Annotated in this window: 22 protein-coding genes and 2 tRNA genes; 13 read left to right on the forward strand and 11 right to left on the reverse strand. The window is 60.6% G+C overall.

Going from position 1 to position 24,437, the window contains the following annotated elements; all coding sequences use genetic code 11:
* The first annotated feature begins 9 nt into the window (after window positions 1-9).
* Together RGQ15_RS11935 and RGQ15_RS11940 are read left to right on the forward strand one after the other, a co-directional pair.
* Window positions 10-84: transfer RNA gene (locus RGQ15_RS11935), tRNA-Gln, on the forward strand.
* A 107-nt stretch (window positions 85-191) separates the two neighbouring features.
* Window positions 192-266, forward strand: a tRNA-Gln gene (locus tag RGQ15_RS11940).
* Between the two features lie 597 nt (window positions 267-863).
* Here the strand turns inward: RGQ15_RS11940 and RGQ15_RS11945 are convergent.
* Window positions 864-1,625 carry a hypothetical protein gene (locus RGQ15_RS11945; RefSeq protein ID WP_311160449.1) on the reverse strand — a complete coding sequence of 254 codons (762 nt, stop codon included), beginning with the start codon at window positions 1,623-1,625 and terminating at the stop codon, window positions 864-866.
* Between the two features lie 106 nt (window positions 1,626-1,731).
* Here RGQ15_RS11945 and RGQ15_RS11950 point away from each other — a divergent pair, with 106 nt between their 5' ends.
* Window positions 1,732-2,112 carry a hypothetical protein gene (locus RGQ15_RS11950; protein WP_311160450.1) on the forward strand — a complete coding sequence of 127 codons (381 nt, stop codon included), beginning with the start codon at window positions 1,732-1,734 and terminating at the stop codon, window positions 2,110-2,112.
* 343 nt (window positions 2,113-2,455) lie between these two features.
* Here the strand turns inward: RGQ15_RS11950 and RGQ15_RS11955 are convergent, their stop codons facing one another.
* Complete coding sequence (locus RGQ15_RS11955; RefSeq protein ID WP_311160451.1) at window positions 2,456-3,049, reverse strand: hypothetical protein; 594 nt, start codon at window positions 3,047-3,049, stop codon at window positions 2,456-2,458.
* 428 nt (window positions 3,050-3,477) lie between these two features.
* On the opposite strand from RGQ15_RS11955, the gene RGQ15_RS11960 reads away from it, so the two are divergent.
* Complete coding sequence (locus RGQ15_RS11960) at window positions 3,478-4,275, forward strand: transporter (protein ID WP_311160452.1); 798 nt, start codon at window positions 3,478-3,480, stop codon at window positions 4,273-4,275.
* 45 nt (window positions 4,276-4,320) lie between these two features.
* On the opposite strand, the gene RGQ15_RS11965 is transcribed toward RGQ15_RS11960, so the two are convergent.
* Together RGQ15_RS11965 and RGQ15_RS11970 are read right to left on the reverse strand one after the other, a co-directional pair.
* On the reverse strand, window positions 4,321-5,253 hold the full coding sequence (locus tag RGQ15_RS11965; protein WP_311160453.1) for an MYG1 family protein: 933 nt from the start codon (window positions 5,251-5,253) through the stop codon (window positions 4,321-4,323).
* 117 nt (window positions 5,254-5,370) lie between these two features.
* Entirely contained in the window at window positions 5,371-5,682 is a 312-nt protein-coding gene (locus tag RGQ15_RS11970) for an ETC complex I subunit (RefSeq protein ID WP_311160454.1), read from the reverse strand.
* A gap of 149 nt (window positions 5,683-5,831) precedes the next feature.
* Here RGQ15_RS11970 and uvrB point away from each other — a divergent pair, with 149 nt between their 5' ends.
* Window positions 5,832-8,018: an excinuclease ABC subunit UvrB gene (gene uvrB, locus RGQ15_RS11975; protein ID WP_311160455.1), complete on the forward strand. Its 2,187-nt coding sequence runs from the start codon at window positions 5,832-5,834 to the stop codon at window positions 8,016-8,018.
* Window positions 8,019-8,025: 7 nt separating this feature from the next.
* On the opposite strand, the gene RGQ15_RS11980 is transcribed toward uvrB, so the two are convergent.
* The 3 genes from RGQ15_RS11980 to RGQ15_RS11990 form a co-directional block, all read right to left on the reverse strand.
* Window positions 8,026-8,310 (reverse strand): I78 family peptidase inhibitor, encoded by a 285-nt coding sequence (locus tag RGQ15_RS11980; RefSeq protein ID WP_311160456.1) that lies wholly within the window; start codon window positions 8,308-8,310, stop codon window positions 8,026-8,028.
* Window positions 8,311-8,417: 107 nt separating this feature from the next.
* On the reverse strand, window positions 8,418-9,053 hold the full coding sequence (parA, locus tag RGQ15_RS11985) for a ParA family partition ATPase (protein ID WP_311160457.1): 636 nt from the start codon (window positions 9,051-9,053) through the stop codon (window positions 8,418-8,420).
* 100 nt (window positions 9,054-9,153) lie between these two features.
* On the reverse strand, window positions 9,154-9,477 hold the full coding sequence (locus RGQ15_RS11990; RefSeq protein ID WP_311160459.1) for an antibiotic biosynthesis monooxygenase family protein: 324 nt from the start codon (window positions 9,475-9,477) through the stop codon (window positions 9,154-9,156).
* 111 nt (window positions 9,478-9,588) lie between these two features.
* On the opposite strand from RGQ15_RS11990, the gene RGQ15_RS11995 reads away from it, so the two are divergent.
* Entirely contained in the window at window positions 9,589-10,638 is a 1,050-nt protein-coding gene (locus RGQ15_RS11995) for a dipeptidase (protein WP_311160461.1), read from the forward strand.
* Between the two features lie 254 nt (window positions 10,639-10,892).
* Here the strand turns inward: RGQ15_RS11995 and RGQ15_RS12000 are convergent, their stop codons facing one another.
* The 4 genes from RGQ15_RS12000 to RGQ15_RS12015 form a co-directional block, all read right to left on the reverse strand.
* A complete protein-coding gene (locus RGQ15_RS12000; RefSeq protein WP_311160462.1) occupies window positions 10,893-12,434 on the reverse strand; it encodes a Ppx/GppA family phosphatase in 1,542 nt (513 codons plus the stop codon).
* Between the two features lie 68 nt (window positions 12,435-12,502).
* Window positions 12,503-14,668, reverse strand: a complete 2,166-nt coding sequence (locus tag RGQ15_RS12005) for an RNA degradosome polyphosphate kinase (protein WP_311160472.1) — start codon at window positions 14,666-14,668, stop codon at window positions 12,503-12,505.
* A gap of 6 nt (window positions 14,669-14,674) precedes the next feature.
* The gene (locus RGQ15_RS12010) at window positions 14,675-15,388 is read right to left on the reverse strand and encodes a P-loop NTPase family protein (RefSeq protein ID WP_311160473.1); all 714 of its coding nucleotides are present in this window, start codon (window positions 15,386-15,388) and stop codon (window positions 14,675-14,677) included.
* A gap of 7 nt (window positions 15,389-15,395) precedes the next feature.
* Complete coding sequence (locus RGQ15_RS12015; protein ID WP_311160474.1) at window positions 15,396-16,715, reverse strand: AI-2E family transporter; 1,320 nt, start codon at window positions 16,713-16,715, stop codon at window positions 15,396-15,398.
* A 126-nt stretch (window positions 16,716-16,841) separates the two neighbouring features.
* On the opposite strand from RGQ15_RS12015, the gene proS reads away from it, so the two are divergent.
* From proS to RGQ15_RS12050, 7 genes are all read left to right on the forward strand, one after another.
* Entirely contained in the window at window positions 16,842-18,194 is a 1,353-nt protein-coding gene (gene proS / locus RGQ15_RS12020; RefSeq protein WP_311160475.1) for a proline--tRNA ligase, read from the forward strand.
* Window positions 18,195-18,356: 162 nt separating this feature from the next.
* Entirely contained in the window at window positions 18,357-19,532 is a 1,176-nt protein-coding gene (locus RGQ15_RS12025; RefSeq protein ID WP_311160476.1) for an SGNH/GDSL hydrolase family protein, read from the forward strand.
* 81 nt (window positions 19,533-19,613) lie between these two features.
* On the forward strand, window positions 19,614-20,684 hold the full coding sequence (locus tag RGQ15_RS12030; RefSeq protein ID WP_311160477.1) for a glycosyltransferase family 61 protein: 1,071 nt from the start codon (window positions 19,614-19,616) through the stop codon (window positions 20,682-20,684).
* A 67-nt stretch (window positions 20,685-20,751) separates the two neighbouring features.
* On the forward strand, window positions 20,752-21,294 hold the full coding sequence (locus RGQ15_RS12035; protein ID WP_311160478.1) for a serine acetyltransferase: 543 nt from the start codon (window positions 20,752-20,754) through the stop codon (window positions 21,292-21,294).
* A complete protein-coding gene (locus RGQ15_RS12040) occupies window positions 21,284-22,873 on the forward strand; it encodes an AMP-binding protein (RefSeq protein WP_311160480.1) in 1,590 nt (529 codons plus the stop codon). Before RGQ15_RS12035 ends, RGQ15_RS12040 begins: the two co-directional genes overlap by 11 nt.
* Window positions 22,870-23,106, forward strand: a complete 237-nt coding sequence (locus tag RGQ15_RS12045) for an acyl carrier protein (RefSeq protein WP_311160481.1) — start codon at window positions 22,870-22,872, stop codon at window positions 23,104-23,106. Before RGQ15_RS12040 ends, RGQ15_RS12045 begins: the two co-directional genes overlap by 4 nt.
* Entirely contained in the window at window positions 23,087-24,346 is a 1,260-nt protein-coding gene (locus RGQ15_RS12050) for a type III PLP-dependent enzyme (RefSeq protein ID WP_311160482.1), read from the forward strand. The genes RGQ15_RS12045 and RGQ15_RS12050 overlap by 20 nt, the downstream gene beginning before the upstream one ends.
* Window positions 24,347-24,437 lie beyond the last annotated feature (91 nt).

Below are 24,437 nucleotides of genomic sequence, written 5' to 3' on the forward strand. Positions count from 1 at the left end.
TCACAGAGTTGGGGCGTGGCCAAGTGGTAAGGCAACGGTTTTTGGTACCGTGTACCGTAGGTTCGAATCCTACCGCCCCAGCCAAGTTTTTCCAAACAATCATATGATAAATATCAGGAAAATCTGATTGTTACGGGAAATTTTTCTCTTGTCTGCGGCAAGAGACTCCGCTAAATAGCGGTCCACAGAGTTGGGGCGTGGCCAAGTGGTAAGGCAACGGTTTTTGGTACCGTGTACCGTAGGTTCGAATCCTACCGCCCCAGCCAACTCAGCACATTCGACATTTGCCCAAGATGGGAAATTCTCCGGTCTGAACTCGGTTTCGACCTGATCAGACTGGTCTGGGGTGTCGTTTCGATCGCCGGCCCTGCAAGCTCGTGCGTCACCGACGCAGGTGTGCGGCTTGGCTATCAGGGTTTTCGCGACATGCCCGACGACGACGCCCGAGCACGGCTTTGACCAACTGGTTCACTGGCGTGGCTGGAAGCCGGGCAAAGAACGGGGAGTTCCTTCTAAGTTTGGGTGTCTTGGGCCAAGCATGATGTTTCCATGAGCGAAGGAAATGTCGACAATAATGGAGCCCTCTGATCGGTCTGGCTGTTCATGTGACAGGAGACCGCCCCACTTTTTGCCCCAGTGTAGATACCACCGATTCCCTTTAGCTGGCATTCACCCGCCACGTTGAATGGCGGGAAAAGGGACTGTTTGGGCGGGGCATTGCCCCCAGCCAACCATCTGCCTTTGCCACCCAAGCTGCAGGGTTGATACGTATAAGTATGGGGAAGAAGAATGTAGAAGAAGGGAGGGAAAGTCGGTGGTTACAGGAGGTTTCTTTATTCTTTCTTCTTCTCTATTCTATGGGTTTATTCATTTTGACCAGTATACCGGAAAGGAACAACTTCTCTTCCTGTTGTTTCTTCCCACTTCTTCATTCGGCTAAGGTAACTCTCGCAGCGTTCTGTCTCACGCCAAGCTTCGAAGTCTAACTGGACCTCAAGAGGTTTGTCCTGTTGTTCATCCAGCCCAAGGGCTTTGGCTTCGACGGGTATAGGACGACCTACGACCTCTGCTGATGAACGAAGCATCAACTCCTGTAGTGCTTTACTATGCGTATAAGGAACAATGGCGCTGTCATGGACAGTGAGAACGGGTAGTCCCAGTTTGGCACACGCCTCAATCACCCGCTCCATGATCTGCGAGTCAGTAAACATTAGCCCGACACCAGCATCAGAGCAAAGGCAGTCTCCCAAGGCAGGAGTGTTTTCCCTGAAAGCCTGTATCCCCTGCTGTATCGCAACGTTCTTCAGCTTCTTCCCCGGATGACCAACGTCCAACCCATCCCGGAATGCAGAACAAGCAGACTTTTCATCCCTAGCGTTGATGGCTGTCAGCACCATCTGTTTGACCAGACTGCGTTGTTCCTTCGGGTCTGTGTCGGGAAACAACCCAGGAGGCAGGTCATACGGGTCAGGAGGAAGTACTACCCCCTGCTGAGCAGCCAGAATCTGGATGTGCATCGCCTTGAAGTCGATCTCGACAGTGGGTGTGTCGTTGATGAAAATCTGTGACCGAAGCTCACCACTAAGGCCCTGCCACCACGGGCCGTAGAACCGACCGTTCTTCACTCACGACCCCCGACTGAAGATCCTTCGAACCTGCTGGTAACGAGGCCCGATACCTACACTGATCTCCTGTCCCTTGCTGTCCCGACGAACAATCCACGGGTCGGTGTTGCTGGGAACCTCCCAAGGGCGGGTCCTGCGCATCGATGCTTCCGGCAAGCCGATCGCTCTATACGATGTGGGCAGCGCGCCGATCCGGGTCCTGGAGACGGATCGCTACCTCTACATCCAGACATTCACCCGGCTTTACGTGCTCGAAGGAGACCGCCTAGTGGGGCTGCAGGACTGCACGACCAAGTGCGACTTTCTGGTCGACGAAGGCTTGGTCTTGCTAGTCGAGAATAAGGGCGTGCGGGTGCTAACGGAGGCGGGCCGACTGCTGGGCGTTGCGCTAACCAAGGCACCGATCCGCCGGGCTGGGATCGAGGATGGCGTGCTTGTCGTCGAAACGCGAACTCATCGCGGCCGGTTCAGCGGTCTCATTGCGTAGCACGTGAGCGATGCAGCTGTTACGCTTGCACCGCATCGCCGCCGGTCGACCCACTGCGGGCAGCACCTGCAGGGACCGGCAGAAACGTCCTGCATTGCTGAGGTTGGCTTGCCGGACCACGCTACACAGTGTCACCAATGACCGGTCTAGGGACGTTGCAGCGCAGCATTGGTCAACCCGGTGAACGGCACCAACGGGCCGAAAACGAAAATCCCGATTTGGTCGACTGCCGCGATGAGCGCCCATCCTCAGGGATGGGTCTCTCTCATGCCCGGCGGAGAGGTCCGCCGGGCTGATATCGTTTTCACCTGCAGGTGCCTGGCGAGTTGGTTGTTGAACCAGCTCAGATCGCGGAGCTATCGGTGTCCTTACTTTGCTCAACAGTGCCGTGACTGCGATACGCGTCGAGCATCAAACGGGCATATTCGACCGTGCTCTGGGTCACGGTGCCCAAACCGGGCCATGCGAATAACGGATCCGACCAAGTAACTTCCAACTCAATTTTGATCTCAAGCACTGCAGCCACTTCGATCGCAGCGGTCGGCTCCTTGTCCTCGGGCCAGTAATGATCCTCGAAGGAAACAACCACGGCGAGATCGTCATCAACCCAGATTTCGGCCAGACTCGCGCCCATGCGCTCGCTGGCATTGGTCGCATCCTCGAACAGGGCAGCCCGGATCAAATGGGCCACCTGGTCACTGTTGAGCTCAAGCCGTGGCCGCGGATCTACAATTGATACGATGGGTTCAATCTCTTGCCTTTCGGCGCGGGGCTGGACTGGCACTGGCTTCTCATCGTTCGGTCCCAGCCAGAAGGCATCCGGAAAAATGTTGATTGGTGATGTGCCGCAGCCGGGGCAGTGCCATTGGTTTCCAGCGATCTGTGGACCGGTGATCTCTGCGTCGCAGTGAAGGCACTGATCGGTCTGGCTGTTCATGAGACAGGAGACCGCCCCATCCTGCACCAAGTTCTATTCCTATTCACCAACATCATACTGTTATCTCGGCATCTGAGATCATTTCGTATCCGTCCAAGCCTCCCGCCATGGGTGACCACTCGAAGCCCGTTGGTCTGGCGGTACATTTGCAAATCGGCATCTGCCCACTGGATGGCTTCAAAGTGCATGACTGCGGGCAAAGGCCGATGGGGGCGGGGCAGAGGCCGGCCCTGCCATTCTCGTGTCGAAATTGTCACGTCGTTCCGACAACCGGCACGCGATATTGCCACGCGCCGCAAATGGTCTGGGGTTCTTTGCTAGCATCTTGAGAGAATGCAGCGATTCGCTGGCCTGTATCGGGCTCATTCACCCTTTTTCAGGGTCCCTGCACCGCATCGGCCAGAGAACAGATAGAGAGGTGGAGCAGGATGCAATCGGACGCCTTCAAACTCATCTTTGCGGCCGGGCTGGCGCTGGTGGGAACATCGGCCTCGGCTCAGGACCAGGATCTCGCCAAGCAGCTTTCCAACCCGGTCGCATCCCTGATCAGCCTGCCCTTCCAGTTCAACTATGATAGCGGGTTCGGTTCGTCGGACGGACACAAGACGACCCTGAACATCCAGCCCGTGGTGCCATTCTCGATCAGCGAGGACTGGAACCTGATTTCGAGGACCATCATCCCCGTCGTCTGGCAAGAGGATATCGCCGGCGAGTCCGGCAGCCAGTCGGGACTGGGTGATGTTCTGCAGAGCTTCTTCTTTTCACCCAAGGAGCCGGGACCCGGCGGCCTGATCTGGGGCGTGGGCCCGGTTTTCCTGCTGCCGACGGCAACCGACGAATTGCTTGGGGCCGAGAAATGGGGGCTTGGTCCGACGGCTGTGGTTCTGAAGCAGAACGGGCCCTGGACGGTCGGCGGGCTCGCCAACCATGTCTGGTCTGTCGCGGGTGAAGACGATCGGAACGACATCAGCTCGACCTTCCTTCAGCCCTTCGTCAGTTATACGACGCCGACCGCGTGGACCTTCGCGCTGAATACCGAAAGCACCTATGACTGGAAGGGTGAGGAGTGGAGCGTGCCCATCAACATGATGATCTCCAAGGTGACCAATATCAGCGGCCAGCCGATCAGCTTCCAGGCCGGGGCGCGATACTGGGCTGATGCTCCTGAAAACGGGGCAGAAGACTGGGGGGTCCGCGCCAGCATCACGATGCTTTACCCGAAGTGAAGATTTTGCCGGGGTCGCAGGCCGGCCCCGGCGAGGCCCAAGGCATCAGTTCGGCTGAGCTTCAGCAGCAGCCACCGCCAAATCCGCCATCCTGAGGATTGCCTCCCGACCTTCGGCCACGGCAATGAACCGCCCATTATGGCAAAAGCGTGCGCCCTTCACGCCAGAAGCGGCCTCAAGCGCCGAATCCGTCAGCCCCGCCCATGCTTCGGGCAGGTCGGCGCGCAAAGCGAAGCCATCTTCCTCAAGTCGGATGCCGGTCAACGTCCAGTCCCTGTCGCGGGGATGGACGACAAAAAGCAGGTGGTCGGCCCCTGCCCTGACCACGGCCGAGCGGAAGGGCATGCTCATGGGCAGCTCGAGCACCCTTCCCGAACCTGCGGCTTCTATGGCCGCCATGACAGTGGCCTCGGCTCGGCGCTTGGCGGCCTTGCGGGCAATCGTTGCCTCGACAAAGGCCCTGGCAACTGTCAGCGCGCGATCGAAGGCGAGGTCATCGGCATCGGCCGCGCGATCGTCAAAGACGGGCTTCAGGCTTTCGAGAAGGACGGGCAGCGTCATGTCGGCAAGAAGCGGCCCCGCGGTGGAAGGGCTGAGCACGCCATTGTCGACAAGGTCAATCGGCAGGACGAAGCCCTGATCGAACGACCGGTGGATGTCGTCGATATCCGCTTCAGGCACGTCCACGGCACGCAGGTAGTCGTGACCGAAATGGCGCCAGACCAGCCCGAACGAACTGAGCGGCTGACCATCCTCGCGCAGCGGCGCGTCCTTCTGATGGTGATCGAATACCAGACGTTCCGGGTCATAATCGCGGCCCACGTCATAGATCACGCGATCCTCGGCTGGGCTGATCCATTCTGTCTCGCGGGTGCGGATCAGCCGCGCAGCCGGATAGAGCCGGGTCAGGATGACCGATGACAGAAGCTCATCGGCATGGAAGCCGCCGGAATGGGTGACAAGGAATTCGATGGCCATATTTGCGGTCTCCGGAAAACAAGATGACCGCCCATCCGGGCGGTCATGAAAATCTGCAGCATGGTCAGGCCGCTCGCGATGCGCAGGCGCAAAGTACCGGGCCTGGCGTGAACGGGATCAGTGGGTCCAAGGCGCGCGACGATCGGTCGCGAAATTCTCGCCATAACCGCGTGTGCGGACATTTGCGGCGCGGGCCTGGGGTTCGACAACCACGAAATCCAGACCCTTCTCGCGGGCGTAATCCTCGGCCTGCTTGCGCGTTTCGAAGCGCAGCCGTACCTGGCTTTGGGTATCGTCACTGCTGGTCCAACCCATCAGGGGGTCAATTTCGCGCGCATCGGCGGCCGGAAAATCCAGAATCCATTGCTTGCTGCGGGCAGTGCCCGACTGCATGGCATTTCGGGCAGGCTTGTAGATGCGGACACGCATTGGCGGAAACCTCTGTTCTTGCTTGGCAGTCTTATCCCTCAGGACGCGCGCGGGATCAAGATACTGGGCTTGGTCGTGGCAAATCCTGCCCAATGACCTTGCATCCCGAAGAATTCGTGCCAGATTCCCCCGGGAACAAAGGTGAAACCATGGGTCACAACAACACGAACGCTCCGGTCATGCGCTTTCCTGAAGTCACCCGCCCCAAGCTGGAGGGCGGCCGACAATTCGTGATGAAGTCGGAGTTCTCGCCGGCCGGCGATCAGCCGACAGCGATTGCCGAGCTGGCCCTTGGCGTGCGCGACGGCGAGCGCGACCAGGTCCTGCTGGGTGCGACCGGCACGGGCAAGACCTATACCATGGCCAAGGTCATCGAGGAAACGCAGCGACCCGCAATCATTCTTGCGCCGAACAAGACGCTGGCGGCCCAGCTTTACGGCGAGTTCAAGGGCTTCTTCCCGGATAACGCGGTCGAGTATTTTGTCAGCTATTACGACTACTACCAGCCCGAAGCTTACGTACCGCGCAGCGATACCTATATCGAGAAGGAATCGCAGATCAACGAAGCGATCGACCGGATGCGCCATTCGGCCACCCGCGCGCTGCTGGAGCGCGATGACGTGATCATCGTCGCCTCGGTCAGCTGCATCTACGGCATCGGCTCGGTCGAGACCTACTCGGCCATGACGCAGGACATGATCGTCGGCGAGATGTACGACCAGCGTGAATTCCTCGCCGAACTTGTCGCGCAGCAATACCGTCGGCTCGACGCGGCTTTCCAGCGTGGTGGTTTCCGCGTGCGGGGTGATGTCATCGAAGTCTGGCCAGCCCACCTCGAGGATCGGGCATGGCGCTTTGATTTCTTCGGCAATGAACTTGAATCGATCACCGAGTTCGACCCGCTGACCGGCACAAAGACCGACAGCTTCAAGCAGATTCGCATCTATGCGAACAGCCACTATGTCACGCCACGTCCGACCATGCAGCAGGCCGTCAAGGGCATCAAGGCCGAGCTTCAGTCCCGGTTGAAACAGCTGACCGACGAAGGAAAGCTGCTGGAGGCCCAGCGGCTTGAGCAGCGAACGAATTTCGATCTTGAAATGCTCGAGGCCACCGGCGTCTGCAACGGGATCGAGAACTATTCCCGCTACCTGACAGGCCGCGCCCCTGGCGAGCCGCCACCCACGCTTTTCGAGTTCATCCCCGACAATGCGATCGTCTTCGCCGATGAATCCCATGTCTCGGTGCCGCAGATCGGCGGCATGTATCGCGGCGACTTCCGGCGCAAGTTCACCTTGGCCGAACACGGTTTCCGCCTGCCCAGCTGCATGGACAACCGCCCCCTCAAGTTCGAGGAATGGGACGCCATGAGGCCGCAATCCGTTTTCGTCTCTGCCACCCCCGCGCAATGGGAAATGGACCAGACCGGGGGGGTCTTCACCGAGCAGGTGATCCGCCCGACCGGCCTGCTTGACCCGGTGATCGAGATCCGCCCCGTCGAGACCCAGGTCGATGACGTCATGGACGAAGTTCGCAAAGTGACTGCGCAGGGCTATCGGACACTGGTCACGACGCTCACGAAGCGCATGGCCGAGGACCTGACCGAGTATCTTCACGAACAGGGCATCAAGGTACGCTATATGCATTCCGACATCGACACGATCGAGCGGATCGAGATCCTGCGCGATCTCAGGTTGGGGGCCTTCGATGTGCTTGTCGGGATCAACCTGCTGCGCGAAGGCCTGGATATCCCCGAATGCGGTCTTGTCGCGATCCTGGATGCCGACAAGGAAGGCTTTCTGCGCTCGGAAACCTCGCTGATCCAGACGATCGGACGGGCGGCGCGGAACGCGGATGGCCGGGTCATCATGTATGCCGACCGGATCACCGGCAGCATGGAGCGGGCCATGGCCGAAACCGAAAGGCGGCGCCAGAAGCAGATCGCCTATAACGAGACGCATGGCATCACGCCCCAGACCGTCAGGAAGAATGTCGAAGACGTCCTGGCGGGCCTGTGGCAGGGAGATACCGATCAGTCGCGCATCACGGCAAGGATCGAGAAGCCGCTGGTCGGGTCCAATCTCGCCGCACATCTGGACGCGCTGCGCACGCAGATGCGAAAGGCGGCCGAAAACCTCGAATTCGAAGAGGCCGCACGTCTGCGCGATGAGGTGAAGCGGCTTGAAGCTGTCGAACTGGCCGTCGCGGACGATCCGCTCGCCCGACAATCCGCAATCGATGAGGCCGCCGAAGAGGCGGTGAAGTCGACGGGCCGTTCGACCGCTGGCCGTGCCGGACAACGGGGCGGCAACAAGCGGTCGAAACGTCGCAGTTGATCAGGAGTTAACCGCAGCTTACCCGAACGAGGCGGCCCGACTTGTCGTGTTCGAAATTCAGCCGCTTCATGTTGTAATCCATCGTGACGGGATCGCCGGTCCGATAGGTTCGGTAAGGCGTATTTGCAGGAACCGTGATATTTGGCGAAGTCTGCCCGATCAGCGGCAGATAGGTGTTGGCGCCGCAGGTGTCGTCGGCCAGTCGCGGCGGCGGCTCGACCGGATCGGGGTCCGGGGCGTCAGGAACACAGGCGGCGGCCAGCAGTGGCAGCAGAAGCACGTAGGGCTTCATGGGCATTCTCCCCGATGCATGGAACTTGGGGCGAACGCGCTGACAGGTGCTAAAGTTTCAGGCCGTTCCGTGGGTACATCCGCTGGGCGAGTTTTCGCCTGCCGAGGTCAAGGCAGCCAAGTCAGGACCTCATCGGTCAGGCTTTCGATCTCGGCCTTGGCGGGTGCATTTCGGTTTGTGTCCGGCGCGGCCAGGCCGATCCCCAGCGTTTCCGCATAGGCGACACGGTTCGCCACCTGCGCCGCGGCGACCTCGGCCCCGAGTTCGGCCGCCCGTTCGGCGATCTCCCCGGCAAGTCTTGTATGGGGGCGCGTTCGATTGAGAACGATAAGCGTTTCGCATTTTTCGCGCCGGGCCAGATCCAGAACGCCTTCGGTTGCCCAAAGATCGACATGGCTGGTTGCGACGGGAACGACCACAAGATCGGCCACACGCAAGGCGGGGCGCAGATCGCTGTCGATTTTCGGAGGTGTGTCGATGATGACGAAATCGAACCGCTTCTTCAGCTTTTCCGATTCGTAGCTTGCCCCCCAGGCAGAGGAGGTGCCGAATTCCAGGTCGTCATCCATGCCGATCCGTTCCAGCCTCTCGAGAAACCACCGCCCCAGACTGCCTTGCGGGTCTGTGTCAAGCAGCGCGACGCTATGGCCCTTCTGTCTCAGCGAGATTGCCAGGTTCACCGCCAAGGTCGTCTTGCCCGAGCCGCCCTTCTGTTGTGCGACCGTAATGATGCGACCTGCCATTTCCACCTGCCCCCCGATCTTCTCCCGATCATTGCAAATCAGACTAGGAGCAGATCGGGGCGAATGCATCATCTATTCGCAGTCGCAGCATCGGTCTTCATCAGAGCTTCCAGGTTTCCACCACATCATACATCACGGGCTCGAAATGGCGGCACATGGAATGGATGGCGCGATTTCGTTCGCGCATCTCGGTGCTGCGCAGCATGGCCTGGTAATCACTTCTGTCGCGCCATTGCGAATAGGTTGCGATTCGGGTCTGCGCGTCATTCAGATGGACGGCACCGGACACATATCCCGGCTGGTGACGGATAACTTCTTCATAGGCCGCGCTGAGCGCGTCCAGCACATCATGCGCCGAACCGGGCGTCACCTCGAAGGTGCAGATCACCGTCTGGCCCGGGAACTCCTTGGCGATGGTCGTCATGGCTGGGTCTCCTTCTTTCCTCGCTCCGATTCAAGATTACGCCGAAACGACAGCGGTTGAAGGTCTTTTCCATCGGACGCATGTTGCCCCGATCAAAAAGGGAACACGCATATGATTCCGGTATTCGACGGACACAACGACTTTCTCCAGCGCATGGTCGCGGCGGGCGGCACTCGCGATAAGCTTTGGCTCAATGGTGATGGCAAGGGCCATCTGGACCTGCCACGGATGCAGGCTGGCCGGATGGTTGGCGGTTTCTTCGCAATCTGGACGCCTTCGCCCGAAAGCGAGGCGGATTCCGTCGCGGACATGCTGAAGCAGAATCCCCCTTTCGCCTTGCCTTTGCCCGACGAAGTGTCAAACGCCGATGCCCTTCCCCATGCCATCGCGCAGGCCGGGATGCTTCTTGCCATGGAACGCACGGGCACCCTGAGGATCTGCAAGACCGCCGCCCAGATCCGCGAAACGATCGCGGCCGGCCAGATCGCCGCCATCATGCATATCGAAGGGGCCGAACCGGTCGCCGATCTCGACTCCCTGCATGTCTGGCACGCCATGGGCCTGCGGTCGATCGGCCCGGTATGGTCGCGCCCGACCCGCTACGGCCACGGGGTTCCCTTCGCCTTCCCGTCTTCGCCCGACACAGGCCCCGGCCTCACGCCCGAGGGCAAGGGCTTGATCCGGGAATGCAACCAGCTTCGGATCATGATCGACCTGTCTCACCTGAATGAGAAAGGTTTCGACGATGTGGCCGCGCTTTCCGATGCGCCGCTGGTGGCCAGCCATAGCTGTGCGCATGTCGTCTCGCCCAGCTCGCGCAACCTGACCGATCGCCAGCTGCAGGTCATCTCTGGAACGGGGGGGCTCGTCGGGCTGAACTACGCGGTGGGATTCCTGCATCCTGAGGGAAGGCGCGACCCGATGCATGGTTTCGAGATCATGCTTCGCCATCTTGACCATCTCCTGGCCCATCTGGGCGAGGATGGCGTCGCGCTGGGTTCAGATTACGACGGGGCGCAGATGCCAGAGGATCTGTCAGACGCGTCGAAGCTACAGCTGCTGATCCAGGCGATGCTGGATCATGGCTATGGGCAAGACCTGGTGGAGAAGATTGCCTACAGGAACTGGCTGGGTCTGCTCGAACGGACTTGGGGCGGCTGACACCGCCCCAACTCTACCGAACACGGCAAAAAACACAATCGTTAACACACATCCCTGGAACGGTCGGTCGGACCAAGAAACCACTCAAACACAACACCGTGACCTTCCGTTCCCATGCATTCCTTTTGCCATGCCCCAGCGGAAAGAGAAACCTGTCTGTTGGGGCAGGTTTTGCGATCAACCGCTTAGATTTCAACGGCTTTCCTGTCCAAAAAGACAGGCCAGCCGGTGAATTTGCGCAAGTTCAGAAGGGCTTAATTGCCGCGGACAACCGGCTGGGCCCCCAGCGAGTTCGCCAGCGACCGGAAGCGGGCTTCGGCGACCTCGCCCATGAGCGCCCGGCCGACCTTGGTGAGCCGCAATTCGAGCACCTTGTCCGAAGGGTTGTATTTCAGCGTTCCGGCTTCGGCCGGGTCCTTGACCGAGAACATCGCGCCGAACCGCATCGCCTTGCCAAGCACCTCGGCATCGCGGATCTCGTCCTCGCTGAGCAGGCTGAACAGGGCAGCCATGGGCGAGTTCGCGCGGCTGTTGCGGTAGCGATGCAGCAAGGCCAGACCCAGAAAGATTCGTTCCGGGTGCGACAGCGCGGCCATGTTCGCGCGGGTCACATTGTCGAAGCAGGCATCCGCCCGGTAATCGGGATGGGTGCGCCAGGTCGTGTCATGAAGAAGGCATGCCGCTCGGATCAGGCGTTCGCGCGCTGGGTCTGCATCCTTGAAGATCGGGCCAAGGAACTGGTGAAGCCGCTTGCCGAACCCAGGCATCCGCGCCATTTGCCGTTCCGAGAACCGCGCGGCCTCGATCAGCGGATCGCGCGACCGCAGGTTCCCCGGCATCTGTTCGTAAAGCAGCCCTTCGCGAATCCCATAGGAGGAAACGGCAAGCGATTTCGGCTCGAAGCATTGGACCAGTTCACGAAGGACAAGACTGGCAAGCGGGACAAGCTCCATTCGGCTGGACGAGATCCCAAGCTTGTTGCGCATCTCGTTCAGGTTTTGATCGCCGATCCATTTGACCGTCTTCAGCACATCATCGGACGACATGCGATATTCGTGCAAGACGGTCATCGGATAGCTGGCCCGTTCCATGTCGAGCCGTGCGATCGCCCGCCAGGAGCCCCCCACCAGGTAGATCTGCTCGTGGTCGCGACCCATCTTCTTGACCGCGTCAACCATGATCGTGCGGATATGATCGCGCAGGCCGGACGAACCGCCCTTGATCTGCTGCAGCCGGAAAGGCCCAAGCGGCGTAGTGATCCGGCGGCCAACCTTGCCGTTTTCAAGTTCGGCGAGTTCCATCGAGTTTCCGCCGATGTCACAGACAAGCCCCTTGGCGTCGGGCCAGCCAAGCAGCACGCCCTGCGCAGAAAGCCGGGCCTCTTCCTCGCCGTCAATCACCCAGAGCTTGAGACCGGTTTCCTTCTCGACGGCCTTGCGGAATGCGGGCCCGTCCTCGGCCTCGCGCACGGCGGCGGTGGCAACGCAGGTCAGCGGCTTGATCCCCATGCCTTCGGCCAGAGCGGCGAAGCGCTTCAGCGCCATCATGCCGCGGGTAACCCCTTCGGGGTTGAGCTTCCCGGTCGTGGCAAGGCCCTGCCCCAATCCGGCCATGACCTTCTCGTTGTAGAAATAGGCCGGAGAACGCGCGGCTCCGTCAAAGACCACCATCCGGATTGAGTTCGACCCGACGTCGACCACGCCTACCCGGCTGAGCGCCCTTTCAGAGAGCCTCTCGAACAACGACCGTCCAAAGGGTTCCACGGTTTCCCCGCTGGTGGTCACGACACCGTTCATCGACTTCCTTTCGAATCCGTTTTCCGTGTCAGAGCCAAGGGGATGGATGCGGCATTAACCATTTCGCGTCAATCCACCGAATGGGTGAGCGCAGGAACGTCCTTGGCCCCCTTGGTTCCGCGGCCGGAAAGAGACGGGTTTTCCATGAAGAATTTGTGACAATTGAACAGATCTTCGCGACCGGCAGGCAAATAGCGAAGATAGCGCCCGTCCGGCTGCAGCAGCCAGCTTTGCGCCTCGTCGGCCATGTTCGCGGCCATGACCTGACTGGTGATCTGGGCCTTGACCGTTTCATTCTGACATTCGACCAGAGCCTCGACACGACGGCTGAGGTTGCGGCCCATCCAGTCTGCCGAGCTGATGAAGACCCGCGCCCGTTTCGACGGAAGGCCGTGGCCATTGCCGAAGCAGACGATGCGGGAATGTTCCAAGAACCGCCCGACGATCGACTTGACCCGGATATTGTCGGAAAGCCCCTTGATCCCCGGACGCAAGCCGCAGATTCCGCGAATGACAAGGTTGATGCGGACCCCGGCCTGACTTGCTTCGTAAAGCGCCTCGATCACATCCTTTTCGATAATGCTGTTCATCTTGGCCCAGATCTCGGCCGGGCGCCCGCGGCGCGCATATTCCGCCTCGCGGCCGATCAGCTCGATCAGCGTTTCCTTGAGGTCAAGCGGCGAGATCGCAAGGTTTTCCAGCCCCTCGGGCTGGACGTAGCCCGAAAGGTAGTTGAAGACCCTGGATGCATCGCGTCCAAGCGCCGCATCGCAGGTAAACAGAGAAAGATCGGTGTAGATGCGCGCGGTGATCGGGTGGTAGTTGCCCGTGCCGAAATGGGTATAGGTCACCAGTTGGTCACCCTCGCGCCGAACGACAGCACTGATCTTGGCATGGGTCTTGTACTGCATGAACCCGTAAACGACATGCGCGCCCGAACGTTCCAGGTGCCGTGACTGCCGGATATTGGCCGCCTCATCGAAGCGCGCCTTGAGCTCGACGAGCGCCGTGACGGATTTCCCGGCCTCGGCCGCTTCGCAAAGCGCATCGACGATCGGGCTGTCGCGCGAAGTTCGGTAAAGCGTCTGCTTGATCGCGACGACGTTCGGATCGGCGGCCGCCTGATTCAGGAAGCGCACCACCATGTCGAATGTCTCGTAGGGGTGATGCAGCAGCATGTCCTTTTGCCGGATCGCCGCGAACATGTCGCCATCGTGATCCTGAACCCGTTCGGGCACACGGGGTGTGAAGCCGGGCCATTGCAGATCGCGCCGATTGTCGAGCACCAGTTCCCGCAGGTCTGCCATGCCCAGAAGTCCCTCGACCTCGACCACCTCTTCCGGGGCGACATGAAGTTCCTGCATGATCAGGCGACGGATACGGTCCGGTGCCCCGGCCGTGATCTTGAGCCGGATGACCGAGCCACGACGGCGCCGCTTCAGGGCCGTCTCGAACTCGCGCACCAGGTCTTCAGCCTCTTCCTCGACCTCCAGATCGCTGTCGCGCAGCACGCGAAAGGCGCAATGGCCGATATCGCGATATCCGGGGAAAAGGCTGGGAAGATGCATCAGCAGCAGTTCTTCTAGCCGCAGGAAACGCTTGCCCCCCGGCAGGGGGATGAAGCGCGCGATCTGCTGCGGGATGGGCAGAAGCGCCTGCATCTGCCTCCCGTCGGTTTCGCGTGCGAGCTCGACGGCCAGCGAAAAACCAAGGTTCGGGATGAAGGGAAACGGATGCGCCGGGTCGATTGCCAGGGGCGAAAGAACGGGGAAGACCTGATCGGTAAAGTAGCGATGCAGGAATTCTTCCTCGGCGCGGGTCACGCGAGACCGCGAGAGGATCGAGATATCCGCCAGTTCCATCTCGCGCCGCAGCCCGTTCCAGACCGCCTGCTGCGCGCCCATCAGGCGCCGCGCATCCGCGTTGACAAGCGTGAGTTGTTCGGCCGCACTTTTCCCATCATCCGAGATCGCCGAATTCCCCTCACGCACAAGCTCGCGCAGGCCCGCCACACGCACAGTGTAGAATTCGTCAAGGTTCGTCGCCGAGATCGAGAGAAACCGCAGACGTTCCAACAGCGGCACGCGCGGATTGCGCGCCTCGTCCAGCACGCGCCAGTTGAAGCTGAGCCAACTGATTTCCCGGTTGAAGAATCGCGCGGGGCCTTCGGGGACCCCATCGGGAAGCTCGCGCGGAACAGGAAACGGGTTACGCAGGAAATCGGCCTGTGTCATGTCATCTCAGCTGGTCGAGGATAGGATATGAGGGTGATCGGGCGGCGACAGCTTGTCCAGCAGTTCGGCCGCCAGTCGACGGGTGACCGGGCGACGGTCGGCGAGCGACTTGCGGTCGATTGCCGCCACAAGGTGGCGCGCAAGACCCAGGTCGCGTTCCATCCGCGCGGCCAGCCAGTCGACGACATCCGGCGCGACCTGGATCTGGCGATCGGCAAAGAGCTTGACGAGCACGGCGGGTAAAAGCGCGTCGTCAGGCGGACCAAGAACGGCTTGCGCGGCCGATTCCAGTCGCGACAGCAGGTCCGGAAGACGAATCCCCCAATCCCTCGGCGGCATGCGCGCGGTGATGAGCAACAGCGCCTGTCGCGCTCCGGCAAGGTTCCACAGGTGAAAAAGCGCATCCTCCGCCTCGGAGATACCGGCGATCTGATGCGCATTCTCGACGACCAAGGCCCCGGCCGGGTCGAGCAGCGCGTCGATGCCCGTGGGCGAGATGGCAGAAGCCCGGATGATCGGGGCGCCGTTTTCTTCGGCCCAGAATCGCGCCAGGTGCGATTTTCCCGCCCCTGCTCCCCCGATCAGCAAAAGCCGGCCACCCGGCCAGCGGTTCGGTTCGTCGAGCATGGCCAGCGCATCGCGATTTGCCGTCGTCGTCAGGAAATCGTCCCGCGACAAGGCAGGGGGAATGGTCAGATCCAGGGCCAACTGGCTTTGCAAAGATCAGTCACCCTTCCTTCTTGACACCATCGTCCCGCAGTCTCGCTTCACGGTGCAGTTCGGCTGGCGAAGGTGGCCCCTCGGGCTGAGGCGACGGGGCTGCGTCATCAGCAAGGGCCTGTTTCTGATGTTCCTTCAGCAGTTTGGACCGTTCTTCCTGAAGCTGCAACTCTGCCACCCTGCGGTCATGGGAATATTGCGCAAGGCGCCGCGCATGTTCCACCGTCCCGGGCGGGACGATCTCGATCAGCGTCGGGGGATCGGGAGGCAGCGGAACCTCGCGCCCTGTGTAAAGCGCGCTTTCCTTGTAGCGACTGACCGCATAGCGCACGAGCACACCCAGCGCCGCAGCCATGGGGACGGCCACGAGAAGCCCGACAAAGCCAAAGAGCGTCCCGAACACCGTCAATGCGAGCATCAGCCAGACCGGATGCAACCCGACGCTGCCACCGACGATTTTCGGCTGAAGGTAGTTTCCTTCGACCATCTGGCCGACGACGAAAATCGCGATCACCGCGGCAATCCAGATCGGATCACCCCAGAAGCTGAACAGCGCAACCCCGATTGCCGTCGCACCGCCGATCACGACACCGACATAGGGGATAAAGGAAAGCGAGGCGGCCAGCACGCCGATGGCAACACCGAAAGGCAAGCCGACCAATCCCAGCCCCAGCGAATAGAACGTGCCCAGAATCAGGATGACAACGCCCTGCCCGCGCACGAAGCCGGAAAGCGCATCATCGATTTCCCCGGCCAGGCAGCGGATCGTCGGCGCGTGCTCTCGGGGCAGAAGTTCGTCCAGTCGCGCCACCATCTTGTCCCAGTCGAGCAGCAGGTAGAACGCCACGACCGGCACGATGACGATGAGGGCCAGCATGCTGACGACCCCCATCACCGAGCCCAGCACCGTGCTGACAAGCTGGCCGCCCTTCGCGCTGATGTTCTTGGCCGCGTCGGTCAGCGCATTGTTGACCGTGCTCCCTTCGGTGAAAATCTGCGGAAAACGTGCCATGAGGAACTGCTGCAGCCGCTCGGCCATCTCTGGCGCAGTGTTGATCAGCGCATTGGTCTGCCTGACCAGCACCGGCACCACGACGAGAAAGGCCAATACCACCACGAGGATCACGACCAGCGTGATCACGACCACCGCCAACGTGCGTGTCAGCCCCAGCCGCTCCAGCCGGTCGGCCACGGGATCAAGCAGATAGGCGATACCCGCGCCAAGGATGAAGGGAAGTATTGCATTGCCGAGCGTCCAAAGGACGACGAGCATCGCGATGGCCGCGGCGCTCCAGTACCAGACTTGTTTCTGAGCCGACAGCCTCATGGCCGAGCACTCCGTAACCCCGCGTCACGGTCTATTTGGAACGTCCTGAGGCGGCTTGCAAGGAAGGGCGTTGCCCCATGAGGCGCTCTGGGTTAGTTCGTCGCTCGCCATCATGAGGAAAATGCCATGCGTCTGTCGCGCTATTTCATGCCCGTACTCAAGGAAGATCCCAAAGAGGCCCAGATCGTCAGCCACCGGCTGATGCTGCGCGCCGGCATGATCAAACAGCAGGCAGCCGGCATCTATTCCTGGCTTCCGATGGGCTACAAGGTGCTGAACCGCATCCAGCAGATCGTGCATGAAGAGCAGCAGCGCGCGGGCCACATCCCCCTGCTGATGCCGACGCTGCAATCGGCCGACCTGTGGCGCGAAAGCGGCCGCTACGACGATTACGGCGACGAGATGCTGCGCATCAAGGATCGTCACAAGCGCGACCTGCTCTACGGCCCCACCAACGAAGAGATGATCACCGACATCTTCCGCAGCCATGTCAGCAGCTACAAGGAGCTGCCGCTGACCCTTTACCACATCCAGTGGAAGTTCCGCGACGAGATGCGCCCGCGCTTCGGCGTGATGCGTGGCCGCGAATTCCTGATGAAGGACGGCTACAATTTCGACCTGACCCGGGAAAATGCGCTGCATGCCTATAACCGCCACCTGGTGAGCTACCTGCGCACCTATGAGCGCATGGGCCTGCAGGCGATCCCGATGCGCGCCGATGGCGGCCCGATCGGCGGCGATTACACCCACGAATTCCTGGTCCTCGCCGAGACCGGCGAATCCGAAGTCTTCTATGACAGCCAGATCACCGACCTGAAATTCGGCGATCGCGAGATCGACTATGACAGCGTCGAGCAGTGCCAGGCCGTGCTGGAAGAATTCACCAGCCGCTATGCCCGCACCGACGAGACCCATGACGAGGCGATCTTCGCCGAGGTCCCCGAGGAACGCCGCCGCTCGGCCCGCGGCATCGAGGTCGGCCAGATCTTCTATTTCGGCACGAAATACTCGGAAGCCATGGGCGCCACCGTCGTCAGCCCCGATGGCAGCCGCGTCCCGGTCGAAATGGGCAGCCACGGCATCGGCGTCTCCCGCCTGCTCGGTGCGATCATCGAGGCCAGCCATGACGACAAGGGCATCATCTGGCCCGAAGGCGTGACCCCTTTCCATGTCGGCATCGTCAATCTGAAACAGGGCGATGTCTCTACCGACAGCGCCTGCGAGGCGCTCTATCGCGAACTCAGGTCGCAAGGGCTCGATCCGCTTTACGATGATCGCGATGAGCGTGCGGGCGCGAAATTTGCCACGATGGATCTGATCGGCCTGCCTTGGCGCATCACTGTCGGGCCGCGCGGCTTGGCGAACAACAAGGTCGAACTTACCTCGCGCCGCAGCGGAGAATCGATCGAAGTGTCGCCCCAAGAAGCGGTCGTCCGGCTCAAGGAAATCTATCGGCCGGTCTTCGAAGCGGCTTACTGAACTGCGGCGTTTCGATCGGCCGGACAGGAATGGAAGGCGGCGCCGCGATCGCGCCGCCTTTTTTGTTGTGGCAAGGGCTTCGGTGGAGACCTGCCGGAATGGTGAAGTAGACAGGCGAAGTTTTGCCGATGCATGATCCGGAATGAACTCGGGTCGAGGCAAATGGAAAAATGGGGCAAGAGGCTGGCGCTCGGGTCGGCCGCGATGGTGATTGCGATCCTGACGACGGTCTGGCTTTGGCCAGAGCCCGCGCGACCGCATGTGCCCGTCGAGCAGATCAGTATTCTTCGCGGAGAAAATGATTTCTGGCTGGCCGCCGATCTGCGCCCCCCGCAGGATGGGCTGAACGCAGTGTCGATGCAAGTCACCGGCCGGGCATCGACCGGTCCGCGGGGCGCCCTCCTTCAGGAATGGCCCGGTTTCCATGCCGAGGCGAGATTTCACGGGACATCCGTAACGGTCCGGTTCCAGGACAGCGAAAACCGCTGGCGCATAACCTTGGATGACGGACGCTCTGGCGGGATCGAAATCTCTCGCCCGGGTGTCAGCGATCTGCGCATTCAGGGGCTTCCAGAGGCTGATCACTGGATACGGGTCGAAAAAATCAGCGAATCCTCGATGCCGGCAAGCTTTGGCGGCATACTTATCGCAGAAGACGCGGCAGCACTGCCACCTCCGGCACCCATGCCCCGGCTCATCGAATTCATCGGCGATTCCGACACGGTCGGGTTCGGCAATGCGGCCCAGACCCGAAATTGTACCGAGGAGGAAATCTTCGCCGCGACCGATACCAGCAAGAGCTTTGGCCCTCAGGTCGCCAGGAGACTTGGCGCAGATTATCGCATCATCGCGCGATCGGGAATCGGGCTGCTCAGAAACTACGGCGGGGCCGCGCCCAATTCGACGATGACATCTCGCTATGGCCTTGCCCTTCCAAGCAACCCTTCCGCCACGTGGCTCTCTGATCGGGTCGCGGACATCATCGTCGTCGGACTCGGTTCCAACGATTTCGGCTCGGATTTCGCCCCTGGCGAAGTCTGGCAGGACCAAGACAGACTCAGCACCGATTTTGAGCCCATTCTCATCTCGTTCTTGCGCGACCGTCTGCGTGAGAACCCGGGGGCGTTGATGGTTCTGCTGGCCTTTGGCGAATACGGCACGCCCCTTGTCCGACCCTATGAGGCCGCCGAAAAAGCCTTGCATGAGGATGGCGCGAATGTCGTGCTGGTGACCCTGCCCGATCTCGACCGGTCGGCATGCCTGTGGCACCCGTCGGCAGAGGACCATCAAGCGATCGCTGACCGCATCGTGAGCGCTATCCAAGAGAGGGACGGATAGAAAACACTCTCCCGGACACGGAACCCGTGATAGGTATTAACCAGTTTGTGACCGATTTTCGCGATTTTATCTGGTGATCCAATGTCCTTACGCCCGCTGACCTATCGCGTTCGAAACCTATTGGGACGAGGAAATGGCGATCTAGCCGCGGCTGCCGATGACATCTGGACCATTGCGCCGGAAGAAACGCGTGAAGTACATCCGGTCATTATCCTTCCAGGTCAGGCAGACCGCATCACCCGCGCCGAGTTTTCGACCTTGCCATGGCTCATCAAGTCGCTGGCCGGGGACCCCGAGGAAAAGGTCGGCCCGACGCTGGGCTACCGGCTGTCTGATGTCGATATCGTTGACGGCGTTCTTTATTCGCGTGGCATGACCCTGCATCTGCGCCAAAGAAAGCGCCGCCTTGGGGTATCGCGTATCGACGACCTGGGATCAGGTGTCCTTTACGAAACCTGGATTGGGAACCGCTGGTTCGGGAACTGGCTGACCGACGACTGCCTGACATACAGGCTCGCCGAAGCGTTGGGAACCGTCATGACGACCATGCCCGAACGGGGTGGCCATGTGCCTCGCTACGAAGAACTTCTGGCGATGAAACCGCAGCGCATCACGGATGCCCATCTCGACGAAGCGATTCTGTTCGACGATCACCCCAATAACAGCAATCGCATTGCCCGGGCGCAGGACATGCGCAGAAGGTTGATGGGAAATCCCCCCATGGGTGGTGACGATCTGGTCTTTCTGGTCCGGGGTCGAACCGGCGATCAAAGGATCATGGAAAATGAAATGCAGATCGCGGAGCAGCTTGAAAAATCTCATGGTTTCCGTGTGATGTCGCCTGAACAGCACAGTGTGGACGAACTTATGTCAGCCTGCGGCGCGGCACGGGTCGTGGCCGGGATCGAGGGCAGCCAGCTCAATCACGGGGTCGTTGCTATGCCCCCCGGCGGCACGCTACTGACCATCCAACCGCCCGATCGCGCGACCACGGCGATGAAGCTGCTGACGGATCGGTGGCAGCAGCGTTTCGCCATGGTTGTCGGATATGGCACGGCCGAAAGCTTCATGGTCGAGCCGCAGGATGTCCTTCGGACATTCGACAAGGTCATGCAGCTAAAAAAATCGGACCCGTACGAACAGGCAGGTTGAGTTTCTGCGACCCGCCATCAATGATCCCTTCATGCATTTGATTCCGCCACAATTACCGAGTGTTTGAATGAAGCTGTTTGAGGAAATCAGGGGCGACTACGACCGACATGGCAAGAGGATCCTGGACGCGGCCTTCGTCTCTCTGGCGATCTATCGATATGGTCGATGGGCGGCTGGCATAGAGAACTCGGCCGGCCGCTGGATCGCGAACAAGTTTTATGGCTTTCTCTGCATCTTCGTGCTGAACGTCACCAAGGTCTGGATCCCGCCGCAAGTGCAACTGGGCGAAGATTTTCACATCATTCATGCCGAAGGATCGCTGTCGATCCACCCTGATGTCGTGATCGGAAAGCGGTGTGGTGTCATGCACAACGTCACGATCGGAACGAATATGCGCGGGCGCGCGCCCATCATCGGAGACGATGTGTTCATCGGGGTAAACTCGACAGTGCTCGGGCCGATCAAGATCGGCGACCGCGTTCGGATCGGCGCCAATACGGCCGTTTCGACCAATGTCCCCTCGGATTCCGTGGTGATCGGATCTCCCGCCAAGATCTATCCAAGCCTGCCGATCTTTGCCCAGAAAAGAAAGCCTTCCCATGACGAGTGATGTCTTTGACCAAAGCATGTGGTCGCTCCTCGCGGATAACCTGCCTTCGCGCGCCGAAAAGATCGCCGCCATCGATCGCGACCGGCGGATCACCTATGCCGGGCTGCTGGCCGAGGCAGGACGCGTGGCCGACTGGCTGATTGCACGGGGGATCGGGCCTGGCGATCGGGTCATCGTCCACCTGCGCAAGGGCATCGACGAGGTCGCGTCCATGTTCGGCGCATGGAAGATCGGTGCGGTCGTCGTCAACGTCAACAACCGGTGGACCGCGCAGCAACTGGCCTATGTCGCCGGTGATTGCCGAGCCCGCGCAGTGATACTTCCGCGAGAGGCGCTGACGGGCGTTCAGGGGCTTGCCAGCGATACCGCATTCCTGGTTCAGGGAAAGCCTGCCGATCCGCCGGATGGTGCTGACCTTTGGGGGGATCTGCCTGCCAATAATCTGTCGCAGCCATGCGACGTGGACCCCCGTGATCTTGCCATGATCATCTACACTTCGGGATCGACCGGGGCACCCAAGGGGGTGATGCTGAGCCATCGCAACATCCGCGTCGGGGCGATCTCGGTTTCCGACTATCTCGGGCTTGGCGAGGATGATCGCCTGCTCTCTGTCCTGCCATATAGTTTCGATGCCGGTTTGAATCAGTTGACCACCATGCTTCTGATGGGTGGCACGATCGTTCACCAGCCCCTGACCATGCCCGCCGAGATCGTGCGCATGGCGCGAGATGAAAGCGTGACCGGAATCGCAGGCGTCCCGCCACTTTGGAATCAGGTGGTGCGACTGCTGGATCAGAACCCCATAGACCTACCCTCCCTCCGGCGCATCACGAATACGGGCGGAAAAATCCCCCCCAACATATTGGAATTGTTGCCCAAGGTCTTCCCCGGCGTGGACGTCTATCTGATGTATGGGCTGACGGAAGCATTCCGGTCCACATTCCTGCCGCCCGCCAAATTCGCTCAGAAGATGGGCTCGATCGGACGCCAGATCCCGAATGCGCAGGTCTTCGCCATCAAGCATGGCGAAGGCATCGCGGGTCCGGGCGAGCAGGGAGAACTGGTTCACGCCGGCCCGCTGGTCAGCATGGGGTATTGGGAAAAGCCCGAGGTCACGGCACAGAAGATCCGTCCCTGCCCGGAGCTCGCCCATCTCATCGGAAACGAACCGGTCGTCTATTCCGGTGACCTCGTTCGTGTCGACGAGGATGGCGATCTTTGGTTCGTCAGCCGGATGGATGAGATGATCAAGACGCTTGGCTTCCGTCTTTCCCCGACCGAGGTCGAGGACGCCTTGTCCCAAAGTGGGCTTGTGACCGACGTCGTCGCCTGGGGTGTCGATGATGCCGATCTTGGCCAAGCCGTCCATGTCGCCATCAGCTACCTGCCCGAAGCAAGTGAAACGGCACTGGCCGCACATTGTGCCAAGGCCATGCCCCATTACATGCGACCGCAGCGCTATCACGCCTGGCAAGGCGCGATGCCGCGCACGGCAAGCGGCAAACTCGATCGGCCCACGATCATTGCCGCCGCGAAATCCGCCCTCTCCCCGACTGAACCAGAAAGCAAGATAATATGAGCCTGACCCAGGACGATCTGATCACCTACCTTCGCGACGACCAGAACATCGACACGCCCATCAACGGAGAAACCGAGCTTTTCTCGAGCGGGCTTCTGGATTCCGTCTCCATGGTCGGGCTGATCACCTTCATCGAAGAGAAGACCGGCGCGGTGATCCAGCCCGGCGACGTCACGCTTGAAAACTTCGACAGTGTCGAACGGATCATGGCCTATGTCGGCAGCCTGGGCTGACATGGACGAGGCAGCGCTGGACCGTCAACTGGCCGAGGCGGCCGATCGTTTCGGAACGCCGAACTATGTCTATTTCACCGACCAGATCGAAACGCGGCTGAACGATCTGCGCGACACGCTTGGGCGGTGGTTCGCGATCAGCTACGCGGTGAAAAGCAATCCCAATCCGGCGCTGCTCGGCTGGATGCGCGACCGGCTGGATTATCTGGACATCTCGTCCGGTGGTGAGTTCACGCTGAGCCAGCAGGCCGGATGGAATCCGGCACTGATCAGTTTCACCGGACCGGCAAAGCGTGAGTTCGAACTGAGACCCGCGATCGGGAATGGCCTTGGGGAGCTCGTTCTGGAAAGCCTCCGCGAGGCGAAGTTGGCCGATGCGATTGCCGCGGACCTTGGCATCACCCAGCCCGTATTGCTGCGCATAGCGCCAGATCGGGTCCCCCGAGGGTTTGGAGACCAGATGGCGGGCCGACCCAGCGCGTTCGGCATAGATATCGAGGATGCCGCCGAGATCATTCCGCAGATCGCCGCACTGCCCCACCTTCGCATCATCGGCCTGCACATCTATTCCGGCACGCAAAGCCTCAAGCCCGAGGCGATTTGCGAGAACTGGCGCATCTTCATCGAGATCTATCGCACGCTTTGTGACGAACTCGACCTCTCGCCGCAAAAGCTGGTTTTCGGATCGGGTCTGGGCATTCCCTATCACCCGGGCGATGCCCCGCTGGACCTCGAAGGCATCGCCGCCGAGATCGGCCCGGATCTGGACGCATTCCGGGCCCTTCCACGCTTCTCGAAAACCCGTCTTGTGCTGGAATTGGGCCGCTTTCTGGTCGGCCCGGCAGGATATTTCGTCACGCGCGTGGTCTCGATCAAACAATCGCGCGGAACCCGCATCGCGATCTGCGATGGCGGGCTGAACAACAACCTTGCCGCTTCAGGAAATTTCGGAATGGTGATCCGCCGGAACTATGTGATGCACCGGATCGGCAAAGACCAAAATGCCAGCCTGCCCGAGGAAAAGCAGGACATCACCGGGCCACTTTGCACCTCGATCGACAGGTTGGGGAGCGCGGTCACTCTGCCACAACTGAACGAGGGTGACCTGATCGCGGTACATGCTGGCGGTGCCTATGGCCCAACGGCAAGCCCGCTATACTTCATCAGCCACCCCATGCCCTCGGAGATTTTGGTGACGGGTGGGCAGATGATCGACGCGACCCGCATCGGTGAATCGTGAAGCAGGCGTGATCGCGGTTTTCTGAGGGGCGGCTTGAATCCCCTTGCACAATAGATAAAAAACTCTTGAGCGACGCGCGGGACCGCGCTTT

The organism is Paracoccus sp. MBLB3053, from assembly GCF_031822435.1.
GTDB classification, from domain to species: domain Bacteria; phylum Pseudomonadota; class Alphaproteobacteria; order Rhodobacterales; family Rhodobacteraceae; genus Paracoccus; species Paracoccus aurantius.

What these genes read in the sequence shown, in the direction of transcription:
- RGQ15_RS11955 (WP_311160451.1), bottom strand. Translation starts at nt 3,049, where the DNA reads ATGAACAGCCAGACCGATCAGTGCCTTCACTGCGACGCAGAGATCACC.
- RGQ15_RS11960 (WP_311160452.1), top strand. Translation starts at nt 3,478, where the DNA reads ATGCAATCGGACGCCTTCAAACTCATCTTTGCGGCCGGGCTGGCGCTG.
- RGQ15_RS11965 (WP_311160453.1), bottom strand. Translation starts at nt 5,253, where the DNA reads ATGGCCATCGAATTCCTTGTCACCCATTCCGGCGGCTTCCATGCCGAT.
- RGQ15_RS11970 (WP_311160454.1), bottom strand. Translation starts at nt 5,682, where the DNA reads ATGCGTGTCCGCATCTACAAGCCTGCCCGAAATGCCATGCAGTCGGGC.
- uvrB (WP_311160455.1), top strand. Translation starts at nt 5,832, where the DNA reads ATGGGTCACAACAACACGAACGCTCCGGTCATGCGCTTTCCTGAAGTC.
- RGQ15_RS11980 (WP_311160456.1), bottom strand. Translation starts at nt 8,310, where the DNA reads ATGAAGCCCTACGTGCTTCTGCTGCCACTGCTGGCCGCCGCCTGTGTT.
- parA (WP_311160457.1), bottom strand. Translation starts at nt 9,053, where the DNA reads ATGGCAGGTCGCATCATTACGGTCGCACAACAGAAGGGCGGCTCGGGC.
- RGQ15_RS11990 (WP_311160459.1), bottom strand. Translation starts at nt 9,477, where the DNA reads ATGACGACCATCGCCAAGGAGTTCCCGGGCCAGACGGTGATCTGCACC.
- RGQ15_RS11995 (WP_311160461.1), top strand. Translation starts at nt 9,589, where the DNA reads ATGATTCCGGTATTCGACGGACACAACGACTTTCTCCAGCGCATGGTC.
- RGQ15_RS12000 (WP_311160462.1), bottom strand. Translation starts at nt 12,434, where the DNA reads ATGAACGGTGTCGTGACCACCAGCGGGGAAACCGTGGAACCCTTTGGA.
- RGQ15_RS12005 (WP_311160472.1), bottom strand. Translation starts at nt 14,668, where the DNA reads ATGACACAGGCCGATTTCCTGCGTAACCCGTTTCCTGTTCCGCGCGAG.
- RGQ15_RS12015 (WP_311160474.1), bottom strand. Translation starts at nt 16,715, where the DNA reads ATGAGGCTGTCGGCTCAGAAACAAGTCTGGTACTGGAGCGCCGCGGCC.
- proS (WP_311160475.1), top strand. Translation starts at nt 16,842, where the DNA reads ATGCGTCTGTCGCGCTATTTCATGCCCGTACTCAAGGAAGATCCCAAA.
- RGQ15_RS12025 (WP_311160476.1), top strand. Translation starts at nt 18,357, where the DNA reads ATGGAAAAATGGGGCAAGAGGCTGGCGCTCGGGTCGGCCGCGATGGTG.
- RGQ15_RS12030 (WP_311160477.1), top strand. Translation starts at nt 19,614, where the DNA reads ATGTCCTTACGCCCGCTGACCTATCGCGTTCGAAACCTATTGGGACGA.
- RGQ15_RS12035 (WP_311160478.1), top strand. Translation starts at nt 20,752, where the DNA reads ATGAAGCTGTTTGAGGAAATCAGGGGCGACTACGACCGACATGGCAAG.
- RGQ15_RS12040 (WP_311160480.1), top strand. Translation starts at nt 21,284, where the DNA reads ATGACGAGTGATGTCTTTGACCAAAGCATGTGGTCGCTCCTCGCGGAT.
- RGQ15_RS12045 (WP_311160481.1), top strand. Translation starts at nt 22,870, where the DNA reads ATGAGCCTGACCCAGGACGATCTGATCACCTACCTTCGCGACGACCAG.
- RGQ15_RS12050 (WP_311160482.1), top strand. Translation starts at nt 23,087, where the DNA reads ATGTCGGCAGCCTGGGCTGACATGGACGAGGCAGCGCTGGACCGTCAA.